The organism is Streptomyces tendae, from assembly GCF_014650435.1.
GTDB lineage: Bacteria > Actinomycetota > Actinomycetes > Streptomycetales > Streptomycetaceae > Streptomyces > Streptomyces tendae.
In genome coordinates this window covers 102,958-123,321 of record NZ_BMUY01000003.1, presented here as the reverse complement: position 1 = coordinate 123,321, position 20,364 = coordinate 102,958, and the positions used below count along the sequence as shown (strand labels likewise).

Genomic DNA, 20,364 nt, shown 5'->3' with positions numbered 1-20,364 from the left:
CCTACTGCTCCACCGCTACGACGAGGCGGCGAAAACCGGCAGCGACTTGAAATCCAGGGCGATGGCCACCCCCTAAGGGGCGCGGGGAACTGCGCGACAAGCCACGGACGGCCCGCGCCCGCGCGACTACCGAACCCGGCAGACGAGTAGGCCCCCAACTGTCACACCTTCCCCTTACTGTTCATGACATGGAAGGCACCCGCACCGCACCCCCCTACGACCCGGCGTCAGCCGCCCGCTACGCCCCCGAACCAGACAAACGCCCCGGCCGCACCGCCTTCCAACGCGACCGCGCCCGCATCCTGCACTCCGCCGCGCTGCGCCGCCTCGCCGGGAAGACACAGGTCGTCGCGCCGGGGGAGGGCAGCCCCGTCTGGGACGCCAGCCCCCGCACCCGCCTCACCCACTCCCTGGAGTGCGCCCAGGTCGGCCGGGAGCTGGGCGCCGCCCTCGGCTGCGACCCCGACCTCGTCGAGGCGGCCTGCCTGGCCCACGACCTCGGTCACCCGCCCTTCGGGCACAACGGCGAACAGGCACTCAACGCCTTCGCCGAGGACTGCGGCGGCTTCGAGGGCAACGCCCAGTCGCTCAGGCTGCTCACCCGCATCGAGCCCAAGCGGTTCACCGAGGCCGGCCCCGTCGGCCTCAACCTCACCCGCGCCACCCTCGACGCGGCCACCAAGTACCCCTGGCCGCGCGGCGCCCACCCCAGCGACCCGGCCTCGCCCAAGTTCGGCGTGTACGACGACGACCGGCCCGTCTTCGCCTGGCTCCGCGAGGACGCCCCCGGCGCCCGCACCTGCTTCGAGGCCCAGGTCATGGACTGGGCCGACGACGTGGCGTACTCGGTGCACGACGTCGAGGACGGCCTGCACGCCGGACACATCGACCCGAACTGCCTGCTCGCCGACCCCGAGCGCGAGGCGGTCTTCCAGGTGGCCGTCGGACGGTACGTCCCCGCCGGCACCGACCACGCCGAACTCGCCGCCGCCCTCGACCGGCTGCTCGCCCAGGACTGGTGGCCGCACGGCTACGACGGCTCGGCCGTCGCGCAGGCCCGCCTGAAGGACGCCACCAGCCAGCTGATCGGCCGCTTCTGCCTGGCCGCCGAGACCGCCACCCGGGCGGCGTACGGCGGCGGGCGGCTCACCCGCTACACCGCCGAGCTGGTCGTACCCCGCGAGACCCGCATGGAGTGCGCCGTCCTCAAGGCGGTCGCCGTCCGCTACGTCATGCAGCGCACCGAGCAGGAGCGGCTCCGCGCCGACCAGCGGATCGTCGTCGCGGAGCTGGCCGAGGCGCTGACCGCCCGCGCACCCGACGGGCTCGACCCCCAGTTCCGTGCGCTGTTCGACGCGGCCGCCGACGACCGGGCCCGCAAACGGGTGATCGTCGACCAGATCGCCTCCCTCACCGACGCCTCGGCCCGCTCGCTTCACGCCCGTCTGACGGGGCATCCATGAGACTGGCGGCGGGACGGGTGGCACCCGGCGGCGCCCCGATCGCCCGAAAAGCGGCACTCGGACGGTCGGAACGCGGCAGGTCGTGGCCTGATCGGGTCGTTCCCCCTTCCCGCACCACGCCACGTGCGGGACGCTCGCATGTGGCGGCACCCTGACGAGGAGGCAAACAAGTGGTCGACGCGGATCAGACATTCGTCATCGTCGGAGGCGGCCTGGCGGGAGCGAAGGCGGCCGAGACACTCCGCACGGAGGGCTTCACCGGCCGGGTGATCCTCATCTGCGACGAACGCGACCACCCCTACGAGCGTCCGCCGCTGTCCAAGGGCTACCTCCTGGGCAAGGAGGAGCGCGACAGCGTCTTCGTGCACGAGCCCGCCTGGTACGCGCGGCACGACATCGAGCTGCACCTCGGCCAGACCGTCGTCGCGATCGACCGCGCCGCCAAGACCGTGCACTACGGCGACGACGGCACCCACGTCAGGTACGACAAGCTGCTCATCGCGACCGGCGCCGAGCCCCGCCGCCTGGACGTACCGGGCACCGACCTCGCGGGCGTCCACCACCTGCGCCGCCTGGCCCACGCCGAGCGGCTCAAGGGCGTCCTCGCCTCCCTCGGCCGGGACAACGGGCACCTGGTGATCGCCGGCGCGGGCTGGATCGGCCTTGAGGTCGCGGCCGCGGCCCGCGAGTACGGGGCGGAGGTCACCGTCATCGAGCCGTCCCCGACCCCGCTGCACGGTGTCCTCGGTCCCGAGCTGGGCGCCGTCTTCGCCGAACTGCACGAGGCGCACGGCGTCCGCTTCCGCTTCGGCGTGCAGCTGACCGAGATCGTCGGCCAGGACGGCATGGTGCTGGCCGCCCGCACCGACGACGGCGAGGAGCACCCCGCGCACGACGTGCTCGCCGCGATCGGCGCCGCCCCGCGCACCGCGCTGGCCCAGGCCGCCGGGCTGGAGATCGCCGACCGGGCGCACGGCGGCGGCATCGTCGTCGACGACCACCTGCGCACCTCCGACCCCGACGTCTTCGCGGCCGGCGACGTGGCCTCCTTCCACCACGCCCTCTTCGACACCAGCCTGCGCGTGGAGCACTGGGCCAACGCCCTGAACGGCGGGCCGGCCGCCGCCCGCGCGATGCTCGGCAAGGGCCTCGCCCACGACCGCGTGCCCTACTTCTTCACCGACCAGTACGACCTGGGCATGGAGTACTCCGGCTGGGCGCCGGCCGGCTCGTACGACCAGGTGGTGATCCGCGGGGACGCGGCGAAGCGCGAGTTCATCGCCTTCTGGGTGAAGGAGGGCCGGGTGCTGGCCGGGATGAACGTCAACGTGTGGGACGTCACGGAGCCGATCCAGCAGCTGATCCGCTCGAAGACCCGGGTGGACACGGAGGCCCTGGCGAACCCGCACGTATCCCTGGAAAGCCTCGTCGCATAGCTGTCAGTGCGTCGCCGACCCCAATTCCCGGGGGCAACCCCCGGACCCCCGGCCGAACCCGGGAGCGCTGCGGCAGGACAGCCGCTGCGCGGCGGGGACGCACCTCCAGACGGAGCCCGACCGGCGGACCCGGACCTGTCGGTGCCGCCCCGTAGACTTCACGCGTGGCAGGACGGATCAACGACGAGGACGTGAAGGCGGTACGGGACGCGGTCCCGATCGACGCCGTCGTCTCGGAGTACCTCCAGCTGCGCAACGCGGGCGGCGGCAACCTGAAGGGGCTGTGCCCGTTCCACGACGAGAAGTCGCCGTCCTTCCAGGTCAGTCCGAGCAAGGGGTTCTTCCACTGCTTCGGCTGCCAGGAGGGCGGCGACACCATCACGTTCGTGATGAAGATCGACCACCTCACCTTCTCGGAGGCGGTCGAGCGCCTGGCCGGCCAGGCCGGCATCACCCTGCGTTACGAGGAGGGCGGGTACAACCCCTCCCACCAGCGCGGTGAGCGCATCCGCCTGGTCGAGGCCCACAAGATCGCCGCCCAGTGGTACGCGGAGCAGCTCGCCAGCGGCCCGGAGGCGGACACCGGCCGCGCCTTCCTCGCCGACCGCGGCTTCGACCAGGCCGCCGCCGAGCACTTCGGCGTCGGCTACAGCCCCCAGGGCTGGGACCACCTCACCCGCTTCCTGCGCGGCAAGGGCTTCAGCGACAAGGAGCTGCTGCTCTCCGGCCTCTCCCAGGAGGGCCGCCGCGGCCCCATCGACCGCTTCCGCGGCCGGCTGATGTGGCCCATCCGCGACATCGGCGGCGACGTCGTCGGCTTCGGCGCCCGCAAGCTCTACGAGGCGGACAACGGCCCGAAGTACCTGAACACCCCCGAGACCGCGATCTACAAGAAGTCCCAGGTCCTCTACGGCATCGACCTCGCCAAGAAGGACATCGCGAAGGCGTCCCGCGCCGTCGTCGTCGAGGGCTACACGGACGTCATGGCCTGCCACCTCGCCGGTGTGACGACGGCCATCGCGACCTGCGGCACCGCCTTCGGCGGCGACCACATCAAGATCCTGCGCCGTCTCCTCATGGACAACGGCTCGGCCCGGGTGATCTTCACCTTCGACGGCGACGCGGCCGGACAGAAGGCGGCCCTGCGCGCCTTCGAGGACGACCAGAAGTTCGCCGCCGAGACCTACATCGCCATCGCCCCCGACGGCATGGACCCCTGCGACCTGCGCCTGGCCAAGGGCGACGACGCCGTCGCCGACCTGGTCGAGCCGCGCACCCCGCTCTTCGAGTTCGCCCTGCGCCAGATCGTGGCCCGCTACGACCTCGACACCCCCGCCGGCCGCGCCGCCGCCCTGGACGAGGCCGCCCCGGTCGTCGCCCGGATCAAGAACAGCGGCGCCCAGCACGAGGTCGCCGTGCAGCTCGCCGGCATGCTCGGCATCCTCGACACCCAGTTCGTGGTCAAGCGGATCGCCCAGCTCGCCCGCTGGGCCCGCGACCGCGGCGGCAAGGGCCCCGCCCCCGACCAGCACCGGCGCGGCAGCGCCCCGCACCAGCAGGCCGGACCCGTGACAGCCACCCCCCGTGGCCCCGCCCTCAACCTCCGCAACCCGGTCTTCGCCACCGAACGCGAGCTGCTCAAGCTCGCCCTCCAGCGCCCCGAGCTGGTCTCCCCGGCCTTCGACGCGTACGGCGTCGACGAGTTCACCGCCCCGCCCTACGCCGCCGTACGCGAGGCGATCATCGAAGCGGGCGGCGCCGAGTTCGGCGTCCAGGACCCGCAGGACTACCTGGTCCGGGTCCGCGAGGCCGCCCCCGACGACGCCGTCCGCGCCATGGTGACCGAACTCGCGGTCGAGGCGATCATGCTCCACCGCGGCGTGAAGGGCGTCGACGAGGTCTACGCGGGCGCCCAACTCGTCACGGTCCGCCGCCGGGCGGTCGAGCGCCGCATCCGCGACATCACCGGCCGCCTCACCCGCCTCTCCGCCCACGGCGACCCCGCCGAACTGGCCGCCGTCCAGAACGAGCTGTGGATCCTCCAGCAGTACGACCAAAACCTCCGCGAACACGGCGCCGCCGCGCTCTAGAAGCCTCCGCGGGAACGAACACTGGCGGGTAACCCCTCGGTCACGAGCCGGACGCAAAAAGTCACCGCACGCCCCTCGTGGCGGTGATGTGTCGTACCCCACACTGGGGGCGGTACCTGAGTGCACGCGTGCGAGGCGGACGGCGGCGAGCGAGCCGGCTCCGCCCCCGACGTACCGCCGCCGGCCCCCCGCCGGCCGCGTCCATCCTGGAGGTCGCCCCCGTGCAGACCCAGACGCTCACCCAGAACGACACCGGTACCGGCGACGCGGAGCCCGACGCCGAGCGCGGTGTGCTCGTCGCGATGCCCGCGCAGCCCGGTGCCGGGGCGGCCGGGCACCACCCCGCCGACCCCGGGGACGTTCCCGAGCCTCCCGAACCTCCGCCGCCCACCCGTACGGAGTCCGGCGGCCCCTCCTCCGACCTGTTCCGGCAGTACCTGCGCGAGATCGGAAGGATCCCGCTGCTGTCCGCGGCCGAGGAGGTCGACCTCGCCCGGCGGGTGGAGGCCGGGCTGTTCGCCGAGGAGAAGCTGCGGCGCACCCCCGACCTGGACAACCGCCTCGCCCTCGACCTGGACCGGCTCGTCGTCATGGGCCGCCTCGCCAAGCGCCGCCTGATCGAGGCCAACCTGCGGCTCGTGGTGTCGGTGGCCAAACGGTACGTCGGCCGCGGGCTGACCATGCTGGACCTGGTCCAGGAGGGGAACCTGGGCCTGATCCGGGCGGTCGAGAAGTTCGACTACGCCCGGGGCTACAAGTTCTCCACCTACGCCACCTGGTGGATCCGCCAGGCCATGTCCCGCGCCCTGGCCGACCAGGCCCGCACCATCCGCGTCCCCGTCCACGTCGTGGAGCTGATCAACCGGGTGGTCCGCGTCCAGCGCCGGATGCTCCAGGAACGCGGCTACGAGCCGACCCCGCAGGAGGTCGCCGCCCACCTGGACCTGCCGCCCGCCCGGGTCGGCGAGGTGCTGCGCCTGGCCCAGGAGCCGGTGTCGCTGTACGCACCGGTCGGCGAGGAGGACGACGTCGCCCTCGGTGACCTCATAGAGGACGGCGACGCCGCCAGCCCCGTCGAGTCGGCGGCGTTCCTGCTGCTGCGCCAGCACCTGGAGGCGGTGCTCTCCACCCTCGGCGAACGCGAACGCAAGGTCGTCCAGCTCCGTTACGGGCTGGTCGACGGCCGCCCCCGCACCCTTGAGGAGATAGGCCGCCTCTTCGGCGTCACCCGCGAACGCATCCGCCAGATCGAGTCCAAAACCCTCAACAAACTCCGAGACCACGCCTACGCGGACCAGCTGAGGGGCTATTTGGACTGACCCCCTCAGCTGCGGGCAATCGTGCCTCCCCCAGTGCCTGAACGGCCTGGGAGGTACCCCCAGCGGCACGGGTGGGCGCGGCACCCCGACGCCGGGCAACCCCTCATCCCACCTCGGCCACAGCCTCCGCGAACTGCGCCTTGTACAACCGCGCGTACGCGCCATCCGCGGCCAGCAGCTCCGTATGCGCCCCCTGCTCCACGATCGCCCCGTCCTCCATCACCAGAATCGTGTCCGCGTCCCGGATCGTCGACAACCGGTGCGCGATCACGAACGACGTCCGCCCGTGCGCGAGCTTCGCCATCGCCTTCTGGATCAGCACCTCCGTCCGCGTGTCCACGGACGACGTCGCCTCGTCGAGCACCAGGATCACCGGGTCGGACAGGAACGCCCGCGCGATGGTGATCAGCTGCTTCTCACCCGCGCTCACCCCCGTGCCCTCGTCGTCGATCACCGTGTCGTAGCCGTCCGGCAGCGTCCGTACGAACCGGTCGGCGTGCGCGGCCCGTGCGGCCTCCTCGATCTCCCCGCGGGTGACCTCGCGCGACGCCCCGTACGCGATGTTCTCCGCGATGGTGCCGCCGAACAGCCAGGTGTCCTGGAGGACCATGCCGATGCCGGCCCGCAGCTCGTCCCGGGACATCTTCGCGACGTCCACGCCGTCCAGGGTGATCCGGCCGCCGGACACCTCGTAGAACCGCATCAGCAGGTTGACCAGGGTCGTCTTGCCGGCGCCCGTCGGACCGACGATCGCGACCGTGTGGCCCGGCTCCACCTTCAGGGAGAGGTCCTCGATCAGCGGCTTCTCCGGGTCGTAGCGGAAGGAGACGTGGTCCAGTTCCACCCGGCCGCGCAGGTCCTCGGGCCGGGCGCCCGGGATCGGGTCCGCCGACTGCTCCTCGGCGTCCAGCAGCTCGAAGATCCGCTCCGCCGACGCCACGCCCGACTGCACCAGGTTCGCCATCGACGCGACCTGCGTCAGCGGCATCGAGAACTGCCGGGAGTACTGGATGAATGCCTGCACGTCGCCGATGGACAGCTGGCCGGAGGCCACCCGCAGGCCGCCGACCACCGCGACCAGCACGTAGTTCAGGTTGGACACGCACATCATCAGCGGCTGCATGATCCCGCTGTTGAACTGCGCCTTGAACCCGGCCTCGTACAGCGCGTCGTTCTGCTCGGCGAACTGCTTCGCCGACTCCTCCTGGCGCCCGAACACCTTCACCAGCGCGTGCCCGGTGTACATCTCCTCGATGTGGGCGTTCAGCTGCCCCGTGGAGCGCCACTGCTGCACGAACTGCGGCTGCGACCGCTTGCCCACCCGCGTGGCCACCACGAACGACAGCGGCACGGTCACCAGCGCGACCAGCGCCAGGATCCAGGAGACGTAGAACATCATCGCGAGCACGCCGATGATGGTGAGCAGCGAGTTGATCAGCTGCCCCATCGACTGCTGGAGCGTCTGCCCGATGTTGTCGATGTCGTTGGTGGCGCGGCTGAGCACCTCGCCGCGCTGACGCTTGTCGAAGTAGGACAGCGGCAGCCGGGACAGCTTCGTCTGTACGTCCTCGCGCAGCCGGAACATCGTCCGGTTCACCGCCCGGTTCACCAGTCGCGTGGCCACCGCCATCAGCAGTCCCGCCACCGCGAACGTCGCCAGCGCGAGCAGCAGCACCTCGCCGACCGCGCCGAAGTCGATGCCCTGCCCCGGGGTGAAGTCCGTGCTGCGGAGCATGTCGGCGACGTTGCCGTCACCGCGCTCGCGCATGGTGTCCAGGACCTGCTCCTTCGTGGCCCCGGACGGCATGTCCCGCCCGACGATGCCGGCGAAGACCAGGTCGGTGGCACGGCCCAGGATCTTCGGCCCGACCACGTTGAGGCCGACGCTGACGACCACACACGCCAGCAGCGTGAACAGCGTCGCCCGTTCCGGCCGGAACTGGGAGATGAGCCGTTTGCTCGACCCCTTGAAGTCCATCGAACGCTGGTCGGGGCTGCCGCCCCCGGCCATCATGCGACCCGCAGGCCCGGCCATCAGGCAGCCTCCGCTTCCGTCAGCTGGGAGAGCACGATCTCCCGGTAGGTCTCGTTGTCCGCCATCAGCTCGTGGTGCCGGCCCACGCCGACCACCCGTCCCTCGTCCAGCACGATGATCCGGTCCGCGTCCCGGATGGTCGCCACCCGCTGCGCCACGATGACCACGGTCGCCTCGGCGGTCTCCTGGGCCAGCTCGGCCCGCAGTGCCGCGTCGGTGGCGTAGTCGAGGGCGGAGAAGGAGTCGTCGAAGAGGTAGATCTCCGGGCGCTGGACCAGCGTCCGGGCGATCGCGAGCCGCTGGCGCTGACCGCCGGACACGTTGGTGCCGCCCTGGGAGATCGGCGCGTCGAGCCCGCCCTCCAGCTCGGAGACGAACCCCTTGGCCTGCGCCACCGACAGCGCGTGCCACAGCTCCTCGTCCGTCGCGTCCGGATTGCCGTAGCGCAGGTTGGTCGCCACGGTTCCGGCGAAGAGGTACGGCTTCTGCGGCACCAGGCTCACCACCTTGGCCAGCGTCTTCGGGTCCACGGTGCGCACGTCCACGCCGTTGACCAGGACCTCCCCGTCGGTGGCGTCGAAGAGCCGGGGGACCAGGCCCAGCAGCGTCGACTTGCCGCTGCCGGTCGAGCCGATGACGGCGGTCGTCTCGCCCGGCTTGGCCACCAGGTCGATGTGCCTGAGCACCGGCTCCTCGGCACCCGGGTAGCGGAAGCCCGCCTCCCGGATCTCCAGGTGCCCGTGCCGGCGCAGCTCGGTGACCGGCGCCACCGGCGGCACCACGCTGCTCTCGGTCTCCAGGACCTCCTGGATGCGCTCGGCGCAGACCTCCGCGCGCGGCACCATCATGAACATGAAGGTGGCCATCATCACGGACATGACGATCTGCATCAGGTAGGCGAGGAACGCCGTCAGGTCGCCGATCTGCATCCCGCCGCTGTCGATCCGGTGGGCGCCGAACCACACCACCGCGATCGACGACAGGTTCACCACCGTCATGACCACCGGGAACATCAGCGCGAGCAGGTTGCCGGTGCCGAGGGCGACGTCGGTCAGCTCGGTGTTGGCCTTCCGGAAGCGCTGCTGCTCGTACTCGTCGCGCACGAAGGCGCGGATGACGCGGTTGCCGGTGATCTGCTCGCGCAGCACCCGGTTCACCGTGTCCAGGCGCACCTGCATCTGCCGGAACAGCGGGCGCAGCTTCCGCACGATCAGCGTGACGCAGATCGCCAGCACCGGTACGACCCCGAGCAGCACCCCGGACAGCGGCACGTCCAGACCGAGCGCCATCACGATGCCGCCCACGCACATGATCGGCGCCGACACCATCAGTGTGAACGTCATCAGGGCCAGCATCTGGACCTGCTGCACGTCGTTGGTGGTCCGGGTGATCAGCGAGGGCGCGCCGAAGTGGCCCACCTCGCGCGCCGAGAAGGACTGCACCCGGTCGAAGACGGCACCGCGCACGTCCCGGCCGAGGGCGGCCGCGGTGCGCGCGCCGTAGAAGACGGCGCCGATGTTGCAGACCACCTGGGCCAGCGAGATGCCGATCATCAGGGCGCCGTAGCTCAGGATGTAGCCCGAGTCACCCTTCACGACGCCGTCGTCGATGATGTCCGCGTTCAGGGTCGGCAGGTAGAGGGAGGCACAGGTCTGCAGGAACTGCAGCGCCACCAGCAGCGCGATGGCTTTCTTGTAGGGCCTGAGATAGGTCCGCAGTAGTCGTATGAGCACACTGAGTCTCTCGGAGTCGGCGATGAGGGCGGCGGTTGGTTGCCCCTGGCCCCTATCGTCGAACACTCCACCCGCGTTACCTCAACCGATTAACCCAAGAGCACGGCAAATTCCGGCCTACGGGCGGTAAGCCTCCGCTTCACAGCGCGCCCGGGTGCGTCTGCTCGCGCACCGACACGTACTGCTGGCGCACGGCCTGCCCCACCGCCAGCTCCTCGCCCGGCTCCAGGACCTGCGCCACCGCGCCCTGCCAGACCGGGGGAGTGCGCGGGTCCAGCGTGCCCTGGGAGACGCCCAGCGCCCAGGCCGCCTGGCGGGCCGAGCCGATCGCCGCGTAGTCCGCGGGCTGCGGTACGACGACCTGCGTCCCGAACAGCGCCGGCGCCGCCGCCTGCACGGCCGGCAGCTCGGCCGCCGCGCCCAGCAGGAACACCCGCCGTACGTCCACACCCCGGCCGCGCAGCACGTCCAGGGCGTCGGCGAGACCGCACAGCATGCCCTCGAACGCGGCCCGCGCCAGATGCTCGGGCCGCATCGACTCGCGCCTGAGGCCGGCCAGGGTCCCGGCGGTGTGCGGCAGGTTCGGCGTCCGCTCGCCCTCCAGATAGGGGAGCAGCACCAGCCCGTGCGATCCGGGCGTCGACTTCATCGCCAGCTCCGACAGACTCTCCAGGTCCGGCACCCCGAGCAGTTCGGCGGTGCCGCGCAGGGCCCGCACGGCGTTCAGGGTGGTGACGACCGGCAGGTGCATGCCGGTGGCGTCGGCGAGGGAGGTGATCATGCCGTACTGGTCGACGAGCGCCTCCGGGTGCACGGCCATCACGGACCCGGACGCGCCCAGCGACACCACCGCGTCGCCCAGTCCGATGCCGAGCCCGAAGGCGGCGGCCTGGGTCTCACCGGTGCCGGCGGAGATCAGCAGTCCTTCCGGCGTCGTACCGGCCGCGTCGGCCGGGCCGATCACCTCCGGCAGCATCGCCTGGTGCCCGAGCGCCAGCTCGACCAGGTCCGGCCGGTAACCGCCGGTCGCCGCCGACCAGTACCCGGTGCCCGACGCCCCGCCCCGGTCGGTGGTCCGCCGGGCGGGCCGCCCGAGCAGCTGCCACACCAGCCAGTCGTGGGCCTGGAGCAGTACGGCGGTCCGCGCGGCGGCCTCCGGCTCGCTCCGCGCCAGCCAGCGCAGCTTCGTCACCGGCTGCCCGGTCTGCGGCACCGAGCCCACGGCCTGCGCCCACGCCTCACGTCCGCCGAGCGCGTCGATGAGGTCGGCCGCCGCGACCTGGGAGCGCTTGTCGCCGCCGACCATGGCCGGGCGCACGGTGTTGCCCTGGGCGTCCAGCGGCACGACCGAGTTGGCCTGCGCCGACACGCCGATGGCCTGCACGCCCTCGAGGAGCCCGCCGCCGGCCGCCTCCCCGAGGGACAGCAGCCAGACCTGCGGATCGACGTCCGCGGGCCGGCCCCCGCCCTCGGGGCTCTCCAGCGGGTGCGGCGCGTAGCCCTGGCGCAGCACGGCACCCGTGTCCGAATCGCAGACGACGATACGAGTGAAATCGGGCGAACTGTCCAACCCGGCGACTATCCCCATACCCGAAATTCTGCCGCACCGGGGGCGGTGCCCGTACCGCCCGGGGGCCTCAGGTGTTGCTCGTGCCCCAGTCGTCCGGACCGCTGCCGTTGCTGCCGCGCTCCCGCAGCGAGCGGACCCGGTGGGTCACCGAGTCGGGCATCCGGTCACCGACCTTGTCGCTCACCACGTGGTACGCCTTGTCGGCGAAGTGCCTGCCCTGCTGGGCGGCGGACTCCGCGGTGTTGCGCACGGCCGGGTTCTGCGCGACCTGCTGCGCGGACTTCCGCAACTGCTCGTAACGCTCCCGCCCGGCCTTCGTGCCGAGCACGTAACCCACCGCTAGTCCGACGACGAACGTGAGCCGGTAACGCATGGCGGCCACCCTTCCCTTCACTGGCTCCGGGGTGCTGGCGAGTACCGATTGGCGGAGCACCCCCCTGCTTGCGCTAATGTATGTGTCGCAGCGAGCGCGCGCCCCCTGGCGAATACCCAGGCAGACGCGTTCGATGCGACACCGACATTCCTCGGTAGCTCAATTGGCAGAGCAGCCGGCTGTTAACCGGCAGGTTACTGGTTCGAGTCCAGTCCGGGGAGCTCGGTCCTCCGTAGCTCAATTGGCAGAGCAGCCGGCTGTTAACCGGCAGGTTACTGGTTCGAGTCCAGTCGGGGGAGCACCGTGAACGAGGACCCTCCGGGGTCCTTTTTCATGTGCCCTCGAGACTGCCTTCGAGACCCGGGAACCACGCGGCACGCTGCGGAGTCCTCAAGGTCATGAGGGCAGCCGTGGAAGCCGACCATCCGAGGCAGGAGATCGTATGAGCGGCTATGCTGCGGCAGACGGCGCGCACACATGTACGCGACACGCCGCTATGGGGCGGTAGCTCAGCCGGTTAGAGCAGCGGACTCATAATCCGTCGGCCGTGGGTTCGAGTCCCACCCGCCCCACTCATGTGCCTGGCCGCAGGAACGTTCTCACCTGCGGTGCGAGCCTGGACCGGGACCGCTCAAGGGCCTCCTTCCAGCCATCGCTGACGCATGTGTCATACTCGGCGCCGCTCGTAGCACTATCGGACCGGGGGGCCGCATGCACGCCGTATCTCTGCAAGCTGCCTTCCTGGATACGGCCGCGGATCAGCTCTGCTTCTCCCTGGACCTGGCCGAACTGCCGGCGCTCGCCGAGCGTGAGGTGTCCTTGGGAGGGCTCGCCGTGCGGCTGAGGCTGCTCGGCGCGTCCCATCAGGTCTTCGCGGGCCCGGTGCGGGAGACCGTGGCGTGCCTGCCCGAGGCGGTCAGGGGACTGCCGACGACGCTCACCCGGCGGCCCGCGGGGTGGACGTACGACTTCAGCGCCGTCACGGAATGCCTGGATCCCGTGGAGTTCAGCGCCCGGGTCGCGGACGCCCTGAGCCGCGCCGACGAGGCGGAGCACAGCCTGAGCGGGGTCTTCCCCGGGTCTCCTGAAGCGGTGACGGCGGTGGTCGTCGAGGCGTGCGGCGAGGGATCCGGCGGGGCGGACCGCCCGGGGCTGGCCTGGCGCACCTGGCACAGCTATCCGCAGGACGGGCACATCGTATCGACGCACAGCCGGCTGGAGGCTCGATGAACAGCGCCCGACTCTTGCGCGGGGCGGTGGCGGCCGTGCTGGTCACGGTCCTGCTCTCCGCCTGCTCCAGCGACGGGGAGGACGGCGTCCCGCGCAGCTGGATCGGCAAGACGTACTCCACCGGCGGGAGCGGGTGGCTCGACAAGGACAGCTCGCCGGCCAAGGTCGCCGACGCGATCGACGACCACCGCGACGCCCTCGACCGGGCGTCCGGCGACGGCATGGAATTCCTGCGCTACGGCGACGACATGGTGACCGTCTCGCCGTACCGGAACGGCAGCACGATCGAGATCGAGGACTACCGCAACGGCTACCGCCGGCACCAGCAGCACCTCACCTACTGGCCCAACCCGAGCAGCTTCCGAGGCGGCGGCCCCGGCTCCGGCAAGTGACGCCCGGCACCTCGCGATGACGCCCTCCAGAAAGGCAACGCAGTGACCGAGATATTCGAGTCGGCCGGGCAGGCCCTGCTCTACGGGGTCGTGGGCCTCGCCGTGATGGCCGTCGGCTTCGTCGCCCTCGACCTCGTCACACCCGGCAAGCTCTTCCACGTGGTGTGGCGCGACCGCAACCGCGGCGCAGCCGTGCTCCTCGGCAGCCAGTCCGTCGCGGTCGGGCTGGTCATCATGTCGGCCATCCGGGCCAGCGAGTCCGAAGAGGGCCTCGGATACGGCCTGTTCAGCACGCTCCTCTACGGGCTGGCCGGGGTGCTGGTGATGACGCTGGTCGGCATCGTCATCGGCATGCTGACGCCGGGCCAGATGGGCGCGGTCGCCCTCGACGACGGCGACGACCGCCGCCCGCACCCCGCCGCCTGGGTCCAGGCCGGCATGTACCTGGGCACCGCCGCCATGGTCGGCGCGGCCCTCTCCTAGGGCTACCGACCACCACCTCCCAGGACCACCGCGAGGCCACCCCCATGAGTTCCGCCCTGGACGACCGCGCCGTCGCGGCGCCGCCGCAACCCCCGGCCGACCACCACACCCGGGGGGCGCGGTTCCTGCTGCTGCTCGCCGTCTTCCTCTGCGCGGCCTGCGGCCTCGTGTACGAACTGGCCCTGACCGCGCTGGGCAGCTACCTCATCGGCAACTCGGTGCTCCAGACCTCCGTGGTCATCTCCGTGATGGTCTTCGCCATGGGCGTGGGCTCGCTGGCCGCCAAACCGCTGCGCCACCGACCCGTCGTCGCCTTCGCGGTGGTGGAGGGAGTGCTCGCGCTGGTCGGCGGCCTGTCCGTCCTGATGCTGTACGCGGCCTTCGCCTGGCTCCAGCTCTACATGCCCGCGATGATCGTGGTGTCCCTGGTGGTGGGCCTGCTCATCGGCGCCGAGATCCCGCTGCTGATGACGCTGCTCCAGCGCATCCGCAAGCAGGAGGCGAGCAGCGCCGTCGCCGACATGTTCGCCGTCGACTACATCGGAGCCCTCGTCGGCGGCCTGTGCTTCCCGCTGTTCCTGCTGCCGACCTTCGGCCAGTTGAAGGGCGCGCTGGTGGTCGGCGTGGTCAACGCGGTCGCCGGGGTCATCGTCGTGGTGTTCATCTTCCGCCGTCAGACGGGCCGGCTGGTCAAGGCCGGGCTGCTGGCCGGCGTCACCCTGGTGCTCGCCGCGCTCGGTACGACGTACGTGCTGGCGGACGACCTGGAGGTGACGGCGCGCCAGCACATGTACGCGGACCCGATCATCCACTCCGAGACCACGCAGTACCAGGACATCGTGGTCACCCGCTCCACCGCCTTCACCGGGGAGCCCGACGTACGGCTCTTCCTCAACGGCGACCTCCAGTTCAGCTCGGTCGACGAGTACCGCTACCACGAGTCGCTGGTCCACCCCGCGCTGTCCGGCCCCCACTCCGACGTGCTGGTCATGGGCGGCGGCGACGGGCTCGCGCTGCGCGAGGTGCTGCGCCACGAGGACGTCCGGCACGTCACCCTGGTCGAACTGGACCCGGCGATGACCCGGTTGGCACGCACCTTCGAGCCGCTGCGCAAGCTCAACCACGGTTCGCTGGACGATCCGCGGGCCAAGGTCGTCAACGCGGACGCCTTCACCTGGCTGCGCGAGGCCCGGCAGCAGTACGACGCGGTGATCATCGACTTCCCGGACCCGGACTCGGCGTCGCTGGCGAAGCTGTACTCGGTGGAGTTCTACGACCTGCTCCGCCGGGTGCTGGCGCCGAACGGCCAGGTCATGGTGCAGAGCGGATCGCCGTTCTTCGCCCCCAAGACCTACTGGTCGATCGCGAAGACCATCGAGACCGCCGGGTACGCGACGACCGAGTTCCAGGTCGACGTGCCGAGCTTCGGCAACTGGGGCTTCGTCCTCGCCCGCCCCGGAACCGAGGCCCCGCCGCTGCGGCTCGCCCCGGACACGCCGAAGCTCCGCTACCTGGACCGGGCGGTGCTGGAGGCGGCCACCGTGTTCCCCGTCGACCGCCGCCGCACCGACGTACGGCCGAGCACCCTGATGGATCCCGCGGTGCTCGAATACGTTCAGGACGAGTGGCGCGACTACTGAGCCGGGACGACCTGGGGCACGGCCGCGTCGCGTCCGGCGACGCGGCCGTGCCCGCCTCCGCGGGGGTACGGAGACGGGCACTGTGTCCGGGGCCGAGGGGAGCGGGGCGCCCCGCGTGGTCAGACTCCCGTCGGGTCCTTCTCGTACGTGCGCTCCGCCACCGGTGCCGGCTCGTGGCCGCCCTCGCTGAGGCCGAAGCGGTCGTGGAACTTCCGCAGGAACGGCGGGGCGTACCAGGCCGAACCGCCGAGCAGGCGCATCGCGGCGGGCACGAGCACACCCCGGACGGCGACGGCGTCGATGAGGATGGCCAGTCCGCTGCCCAGACCGAACATCTGCATGTAGCTGATCCCGGCCGTCCCGAAGGCGAAGAAGCTCACCGCCAGCAGGCAGGCCGCCGCGCTGACGATCCGTCCCGTGTGCCCGAGCCCGTCGACCACCGCGGTCCCGTTGTCCGCGCCCTGGTCGTGCAGCTCCTTGATCCGGCTGGTGACGAACACCTCGTAGTCCATCGAGAGGCCGAAGGCGATGCAGAACATCAGCAACGTCATCGACACCTCCATCGGCTGCGGCGTGAAGCCGAACAGGTCGGAGAAGTGGCCCCCCTGGAACATCCACGTCATGACGCCGAGCGCCGCTCCCAGGCTGACGATGTTGAGCACCAGCGCCCGCAGCGGCTGCACCACGCTGCCGGTGAACAGGAACAGCAGGACGAAGGTGGTGAGCGCGATCAGGCCCCCGGCGAGCGGGATCAGGCCGGTGATGGAGTCCTTGGAGTCGACCAGCGCGGCGTCCCTGCCGCCCACCAGGGGCTCCGCGCCTTCGGGTGCCGCGACCGCCCGGACGTCCCTGACCAGGTCCTGGGCCGCGTCCGACATCGGGGCCAGGTCGCTCACCACGTTGATCCGCTGTGCCTCGGGGCGGCCGAGCGCGGCGTTGCGCGGACCGGGCGCCGCGGCCCGCCCGCCGGTGTAGGTCCCGGTGGACGCCTCGACGCGGACCACGCCGTCGAGCTGCGAGAGCCTGCCCGCGTACGAGCCGAGCGGTGCCGTGCCCACGGACTCGTCCATGACCACGTGGACGGCCGCGGCGTCGCTGCCGTTGAAGTTCTCCGCCAACCGGGCCGAGACCCGGCGGCTGGCCGCGTCCTCGGGCAGCGAGCGCTCGTCCGCGATGCCGATGGAGATGCCCAGCAGCGGGCTCGCCGCCAGCAGCAGCACCGCCAGCACCGGCAGCGCGGTGAGCGCGGGACGCCGCATGGCCGTGCGGGCCAGCCGCCCCCAGAAGGGCACCCGGGAGTCGTCCGGCCGCTCCGCCGTCCTCGCCCACGGCAGCCGCCCCTTGTTGACCCGGTGCCCCAGGACGTTGAGCAGGGCCGGCATCACGAACAGGGTGCTGACGGCGGCGATGGCGACCACACCGACGCCGGCGTACCCGAACGAGCGCAGGAAGTACTGCGGGAAGACCAGCAGCGCCGCGAGCGCGACCGCCACGGTGGCGGCGGAGAAGGCGACCGTACGGCCCGCGGTGTGCACGGTGTGCCGGACGGCGTCGTCCACGCTCGCGCCCTTCGCGAGCTGTTCGCGGAACCGGCTGACCATCAGCAGCGCGTAGTCGATGCCGAGGCCGAGACCGAGGGCGGTGGTCAGGTTGGTGGCCGTGATGGAGATGCTGGTGACGCTGCCGAGCAGGAAGAGTTCCGCGAACGTCCCCACGATCGCGATGAGTCCGATGGCCAGCGGCAGCAGGGCCGAGACCACACTGCCGAAGACGAACAGGAGCAGCAGGAGGGTCAGCGGCAGGGCGATCGACTCGGCCAGGACGAGGTCCTCGCCGGAGTACGTTCCCATGTCGTCGCCCACGGCCGCGGTGCCGCCGGCCTCGACGGTGAGCCCGCCGTCCTGCGCGCCGGTGTACTCGTCGATGATCTCCTTGGCGTTCTCGCGCTCCTTGGTGTCACCGCCCTTCACATGGGCCAGCACCATCGCCTGCTCGCCGTCCTCGGAACGGAGTTCCGGGTTGCCCGTGTCCCAGTACGAGATCACGTTCGCGACCGTCTCCTCCTCCTTGAGACCGGCCGCCAGCTCCTTGCCCCGCTGCCTCGCGGTCGCGCCGTCGACGCCGCCCTCGGGGGCACTGACCAGCAGGACCAGGTTCGACTCCCCGCCGAACTTGTCGGTGATGACCGCCTTGGCCTTGCTGGACTGGGAGGACGGGTCGTCGAAGCCGCCGGGCAGGAGCTTGCCGAACGCGCCGGCGCCCAGAGCTCCCATGAGGACCACGGCCACGGCTGCGACGACGAGTACCAGCCGGGACCGGCGGACCGCCAGTTCGGCTATGCGTTCAAACACGCACCTTCTCCTTGCGTTCTTGCGGCGTGCATCCATGGCCCGCGCTGGTGGTGGGGGTGCGGCGGAGCCGCTGCCCCGTCGCCGGCCATGACGCTATCCACGCGGCAAGTGGCTTTGGCAGTGCGAGATTTTCCTGACACCGTCAAGTGTGCCGACCGTCAGTCGGCCGAAGCCTCGGGGACGAGCTCTCCCGTCCAGATCTCCTTGCCGTCCTCGTCGTAGGCCGCCACCTCGCCGTCGCGGAAGTGGTAGCTGGTTCCCTGCGGCATGAAGTCCACCACGTAGCCGTTCTCGGACTTCCTCGCTTCCGTGGGGTCGCCGTACGGTTCGCCGTCCTTCATCCTGGCGAAGTAGAAGACCTTTCCCGCCGTGGTCCGGCAGAAGGCGTACCGCTCCTCCAGGTCGTCCCTGCTGTAGGCGGCGACGAGTCGGGCCCCGGTCCCCTCCGGCAGCATCTCGGCCATCGGCTTCGGGCAGGGGCCGCTCGCCGATGCGGTCGGAAAGGGCTTCGAGGAGTCGGAGCCGGTCACGAACGAGGTCACGGCCGACCAGTTGAGGATCAGCAGGACGATCGGGACGATGACGACCGCTGCGAGGAACAGGAGGCAGCCGCATCCCGCCACCAGCTCCCCGCGGGTCGCCTCCCTCGGGGGTGTCCGGACCGGGGCGGTGCTGCTTCCGAACAGGGCCTCCATGGCAAGGGGCGGCGCGGCGCTTCCCCGTACCGTCGGGCTGCTCGGTCCCGTCATGCCGGAGCGCAGGTCGGGAGGCGTTCTCCGGCCGCTCGTGGGAGGCGACTTGGTGACGGGAGTCCTCTTGGCGGCGGCCGGCTTCTTGGCGGCGGGCGGCCTTCTCGTGGGGGCCGCCTTCTTCGTGGTGGCGGCCTTCTTCGTGGCGGGGGACCTCTTCGTGGCGGGGGTCTTCGGTACCGCCTTCTTTCCGGCAGGCGGCTCGGGAGCGTCCCGGCGTATCGCCGCGCGCGGTGTCTCACAGACGTGGCACACCCGCACCGCGGCGTCGTTGTACGTGTCGCAGTCCGAGCACTGCCAGGTCGGCCCGGCCACCATGCCTCCCCGAACTCACGCGTCCGCGACGGTCAGGCGAGCCATGACCGAGCGGAACAGGTCTCGCGTCGCCGGTGACACGGGCGCGCCGAGCCAGTCCCGGCTCCGCTCCCGCTCACCGGCGGACGGCTCGGCGTCGTCGTCCCACCAGGAGGCGGAGACGTCCTCGACGCGGTACGTGTGCGCGAACCACTGCACGAACTGCCAGGCCGGCTCCGCCTGGTCGGCGCCCACGACGATCTCCGCCGCGACGTCGCCGACGCTCATCCCCGAGGGCCGGAACCGGAACGCCAGGCGCAGGCTCCCGTCGTGGTCCGACAGCCGGCCCGCGACCGAGAGACAGCACGTGGGCTCCACATACAGGCGGCCGCCGACACCGCCCGCGACGCCGTCCCGTCGGCTCCAGGAGAACACCAGCCACCGCCGCCCGTCGAAGTCCAGCCGGACGCCGTCGCCCTGCAGCCGGAAACTCACAGGCTGTTCGCGATCGTCTCGATGATCTCGTCCATCTCGAACTCCTCCAGTCCCTCCCCGGCCCTGGAGGGGAAGTGCAGCGTGAGGTCCCACTCCTCCCCGATCGCCTCCTGCCAGGGCTCCTCCTCGGGAGCGAAGAGGACGAGCCGCTTCGCCGACTGCTCCATCACCGCCGTCTGGCTGCGGGCGTATCCCCACTGCTCGAAGAGATCGTCCATGGAGCGCGGGATGTTCCGCGGATACGTCTGCGCGCCGACACCCACCGTGCCGAGCGGGTGGGCGGGAGCGTCGGTGAACATGACGATGACGTGACGCCGCCGGTCGAGGCCGGTCTCCCAGGGGGAGTTGATGGCCAGGGCCAGCGCCTCGAGGCCGGACTCGGGGATGTCCCCGCCGCCGCCCGCCTCCAGGTTCCGTACGAAGTTCTCGAATTCCGCCACCTGTTGGGGCAGGCGCAGGAAGTCCGTCTGCTCGATCGCGTCGGAGGGATCGTCCCCGAAGTCCCGGAAGGCGATGATCCGCAGCCGCAGCTGGCTGATCTCCTTGCTCTTCCTCGCCATCACCTCGTTCAGCCGCTGATGGAACCGGAGCGAGTTGTTCTTCACGATGTCCAGTACGGGATACATGCTGCCCGTGGCGTCGATGCACATCACGATGTCGACGGCGTACTGCAGGTTGCCGTGGTACTTCTCGATCTCCGCGCTCACGCGT

16 protein-coding genes and 3 tRNA genes are annotated in these 20,364 nt (G+C 71.1%); 11 read left to right on the top strand and 8 right to left on the bottom strand.

What is annotated here, in order from left to right:
• Positions 1 to 188: 188 nt before the first annotated feature.
• The 4 genes from IE258_RS09305 to IE258_RS09290 all read left to right on the top strand — a co-directional run bounded on the left by IE258_RS09305 (position 189) and on the right by IE258_RS09290 (position 6,308).
• Positions 189 to 1,463: a deoxyguanosinetriphosphate triphosphohydrolase gene (locus IE258_RS09305; RefSeq protein ID WP_189741486.1), complete on the top strand. Its 1,275-nt coding sequence runs from the start codon at positions 189 to 191 to the stop codon at positions 1,461 to 1,463.
• Positions 1,464 to 1,633: 170 nt separating this feature from the next.
• A complete protein-coding gene (locus tag IE258_RS09300) occupies positions 1,634 to 2,899 on the top strand; it encodes an NAD(P)/FAD-dependent oxidoreductase (protein ID WP_159327369.1) in 1,266 nt (421 codons plus the stop codon).
• Between the two features lie 164 nt (positions 2,900 to 3,063).
• Positions 3,064 to 4,989 (top strand): DNA primase, encoded by a 1,926-nt coding sequence (gene dnaG / locus IE258_RS09295; RefSeq protein ID WP_189741483.1) that lies wholly within the window; start codon positions 3,064 to 3,066, stop codon positions 4,987 to 4,989.
• A gap of 128 nt (positions 4,990 to 5,117) precedes the next feature.
• Positions 5,118 to 6,308 carry an RNA polymerase sigma factor gene (locus tag IE258_RS09290; RefSeq protein WP_189741480.1) on the top strand — a complete coding sequence of 397 codons (1,191 nt, stop codon included), beginning with the start codon at positions 5,118 to 5,120 and terminating at the stop codon, positions 6,306 to 6,308.
• Positions 6,309 to 6,411: 103 nt separating this feature from the next.
• On the opposite strand, the gene IE258_RS09285 is transcribed toward IE258_RS09290, so the two are convergent.
• From IE258_RS09285 to IE258_RS09270, 4 genes are all read right to left on the bottom strand, one after another.
• On the bottom strand, positions 6,412 to 8,343 hold the full coding sequence (locus tag IE258_RS09285) for an ABC transporter ATP-binding protein (RefSeq protein ID WP_189741477.1): 1,932 nt from the start codon (positions 8,341 to 8,343) through the stop codon (positions 6,412 to 6,414).
• The gene (locus IE258_RS09280) at positions 8,343 to 10,076 is read right to left on the bottom strand and encodes an ABC transporter ATP-binding protein (RefSeq protein WP_189741474.1); all 1,734 of its coding nucleotides are present in this window, start codon (positions 10,074 to 10,076) and stop codon (positions 8,343 to 8,345) included. Before IE258_RS09280 ends, IE258_RS09285 begins: the two co-directional genes overlap by 1 nt.
• Before the next feature lie 139 nt (positions 10,077 to 10,215).
• On the bottom strand, positions 10,216 to 11,664 hold the full coding sequence (locus tag IE258_RS09275; protein ID WP_189741471.1) for a xylulokinase: 1,449 nt from the start codon (positions 11,662 to 11,664) through the stop codon (positions 10,216 to 10,218).
• Between the two features lie 49 nt (positions 11,665 to 11,713).
• Complete coding sequence (locus IE258_RS09270) at positions 11,714 to 12,019, bottom strand: YtxH domain-containing protein (RefSeq protein WP_189741468.1); 306 nt, start codon at positions 12,017 to 12,019, stop codon at positions 11,714 to 11,716.
• 148 nt (positions 12,020 to 12,167) lie between these two features.
• On the opposite strand from IE258_RS09270, the gene IE258_RS09265 reads away from it, so the two are divergent.
• The 7 genes from IE258_RS09265 (at position 12,168) to IE258_RS09235 (ending at position 15,764) form a co-directional block, all read left to right on the top strand.
• A tRNA-Asn gene (locus IE258_RS09265) sits at positions 12,168 to 12,240 on the top strand.
• 5 nt (positions 12,241 to 12,245) lie between these two features.
• A tRNA-Asn gene (locus tag IE258_RS09260) sits at positions 12,246 to 12,318 on the top strand.
• A 199-nt stretch (positions 12,319 to 12,517) separates the two neighbouring features.
• A tRNA-Ile gene (locus IE258_RS09255) sits at positions 12,518 to 12,591 on the top strand.
• Positions 12,592 to 12,730: 139 nt separating this feature from the next.
• Positions 12,731 to 13,249, top strand: coding sequence for a DUF2617 family protein (locus tag IE258_RS09250; RefSeq protein WP_189741465.1), 519 nt, complete (start codon positions 12,731 to 12,733; stop codon positions 13,247 to 13,249).
• Positions 13,246 to 13,641: a DUF4247 domain-containing protein gene (locus IE258_RS09245; protein ID WP_127894221.1), complete on the top strand. Its 396-nt coding sequence runs from the start codon at positions 13,246 to 13,248 to the stop codon at positions 13,639 to 13,641. The genes IE258_RS09250 and IE258_RS09245 overlap by 4 nt, the downstream gene beginning before the upstream one ends.
• 42 nt (positions 13,642 to 13,683) lie before the next feature.
• Positions 13,684 to 14,124 carry a DUF350 domain-containing protein gene (locus IE258_RS09240; RefSeq protein WP_007388107.1) on the top strand — a complete coding sequence of 147 codons (441 nt, stop codon included), beginning with the start codon at positions 13,684 to 13,686 and terminating at the stop codon, positions 14,122 to 14,124.
• Between the two features lie 44 nt (positions 14,125 to 14,168).
• Positions 14,169 to 15,764: a polyamine aminopropyltransferase gene (locus tag IE258_RS09235; RefSeq protein WP_189741463.1), complete on the top strand. Its 1,596-nt coding sequence runs from the start codon at positions 14,169 to 14,171 to the stop codon at positions 15,762 to 15,764.
• 119 nt (positions 15,765 to 15,883) lie between these two features.
• Here IE258_RS09235 and IE258_RS09230 read toward each other — a convergent pair whose 3' ends face one another.
• The 4 genes from IE258_RS09230 to IE258_RS09215 form a co-directional block, all read right to left on the bottom strand.
• Entirely contained in the window at positions 15,884 to 18,115 is a 2,232-nt protein-coding gene (locus IE258_RS09230) for an MMPL family transporter (protein WP_189741460.1), read from the bottom strand.
• A gap of 158 nt (positions 18,116 to 18,273) precedes the next feature.
• Positions 18,274 to 19,182 (bottom strand): zinc finger Ran-binding domain-containing protein, encoded by a 909-nt coding sequence (locus tag IE258_RS09225; protein ID WP_189741457.1) that lies wholly within the window; start codon positions 19,180 to 19,182, stop codon positions 18,274 to 18,276.
• A 12-nt stretch (positions 19,183 to 19,194) separates the two neighbouring features.
• Complete coding sequence (locus tag IE258_RS09220) at positions 19,195 to 19,653, bottom strand: hypothetical protein (RefSeq protein ID WP_189741454.1); 459 nt, start codon at positions 19,651 to 19,653, stop codon at positions 19,195 to 19,197.
• Complete coding sequence (locus tag IE258_RS09215; RefSeq protein ID WP_127894225.1) at positions 19,650 to 20,360, bottom strand: vWA domain-containing protein; 711 nt, start codon at positions 20,358 to 20,360, stop codon at positions 19,650 to 19,652. The genes IE258_RS09220 and IE258_RS09215 overlap by 4 nt, the downstream gene beginning before the upstream one ends.
• Between the last annotated feature and the right edge of the window lie 4 nt (positions 20,361 to 20,364).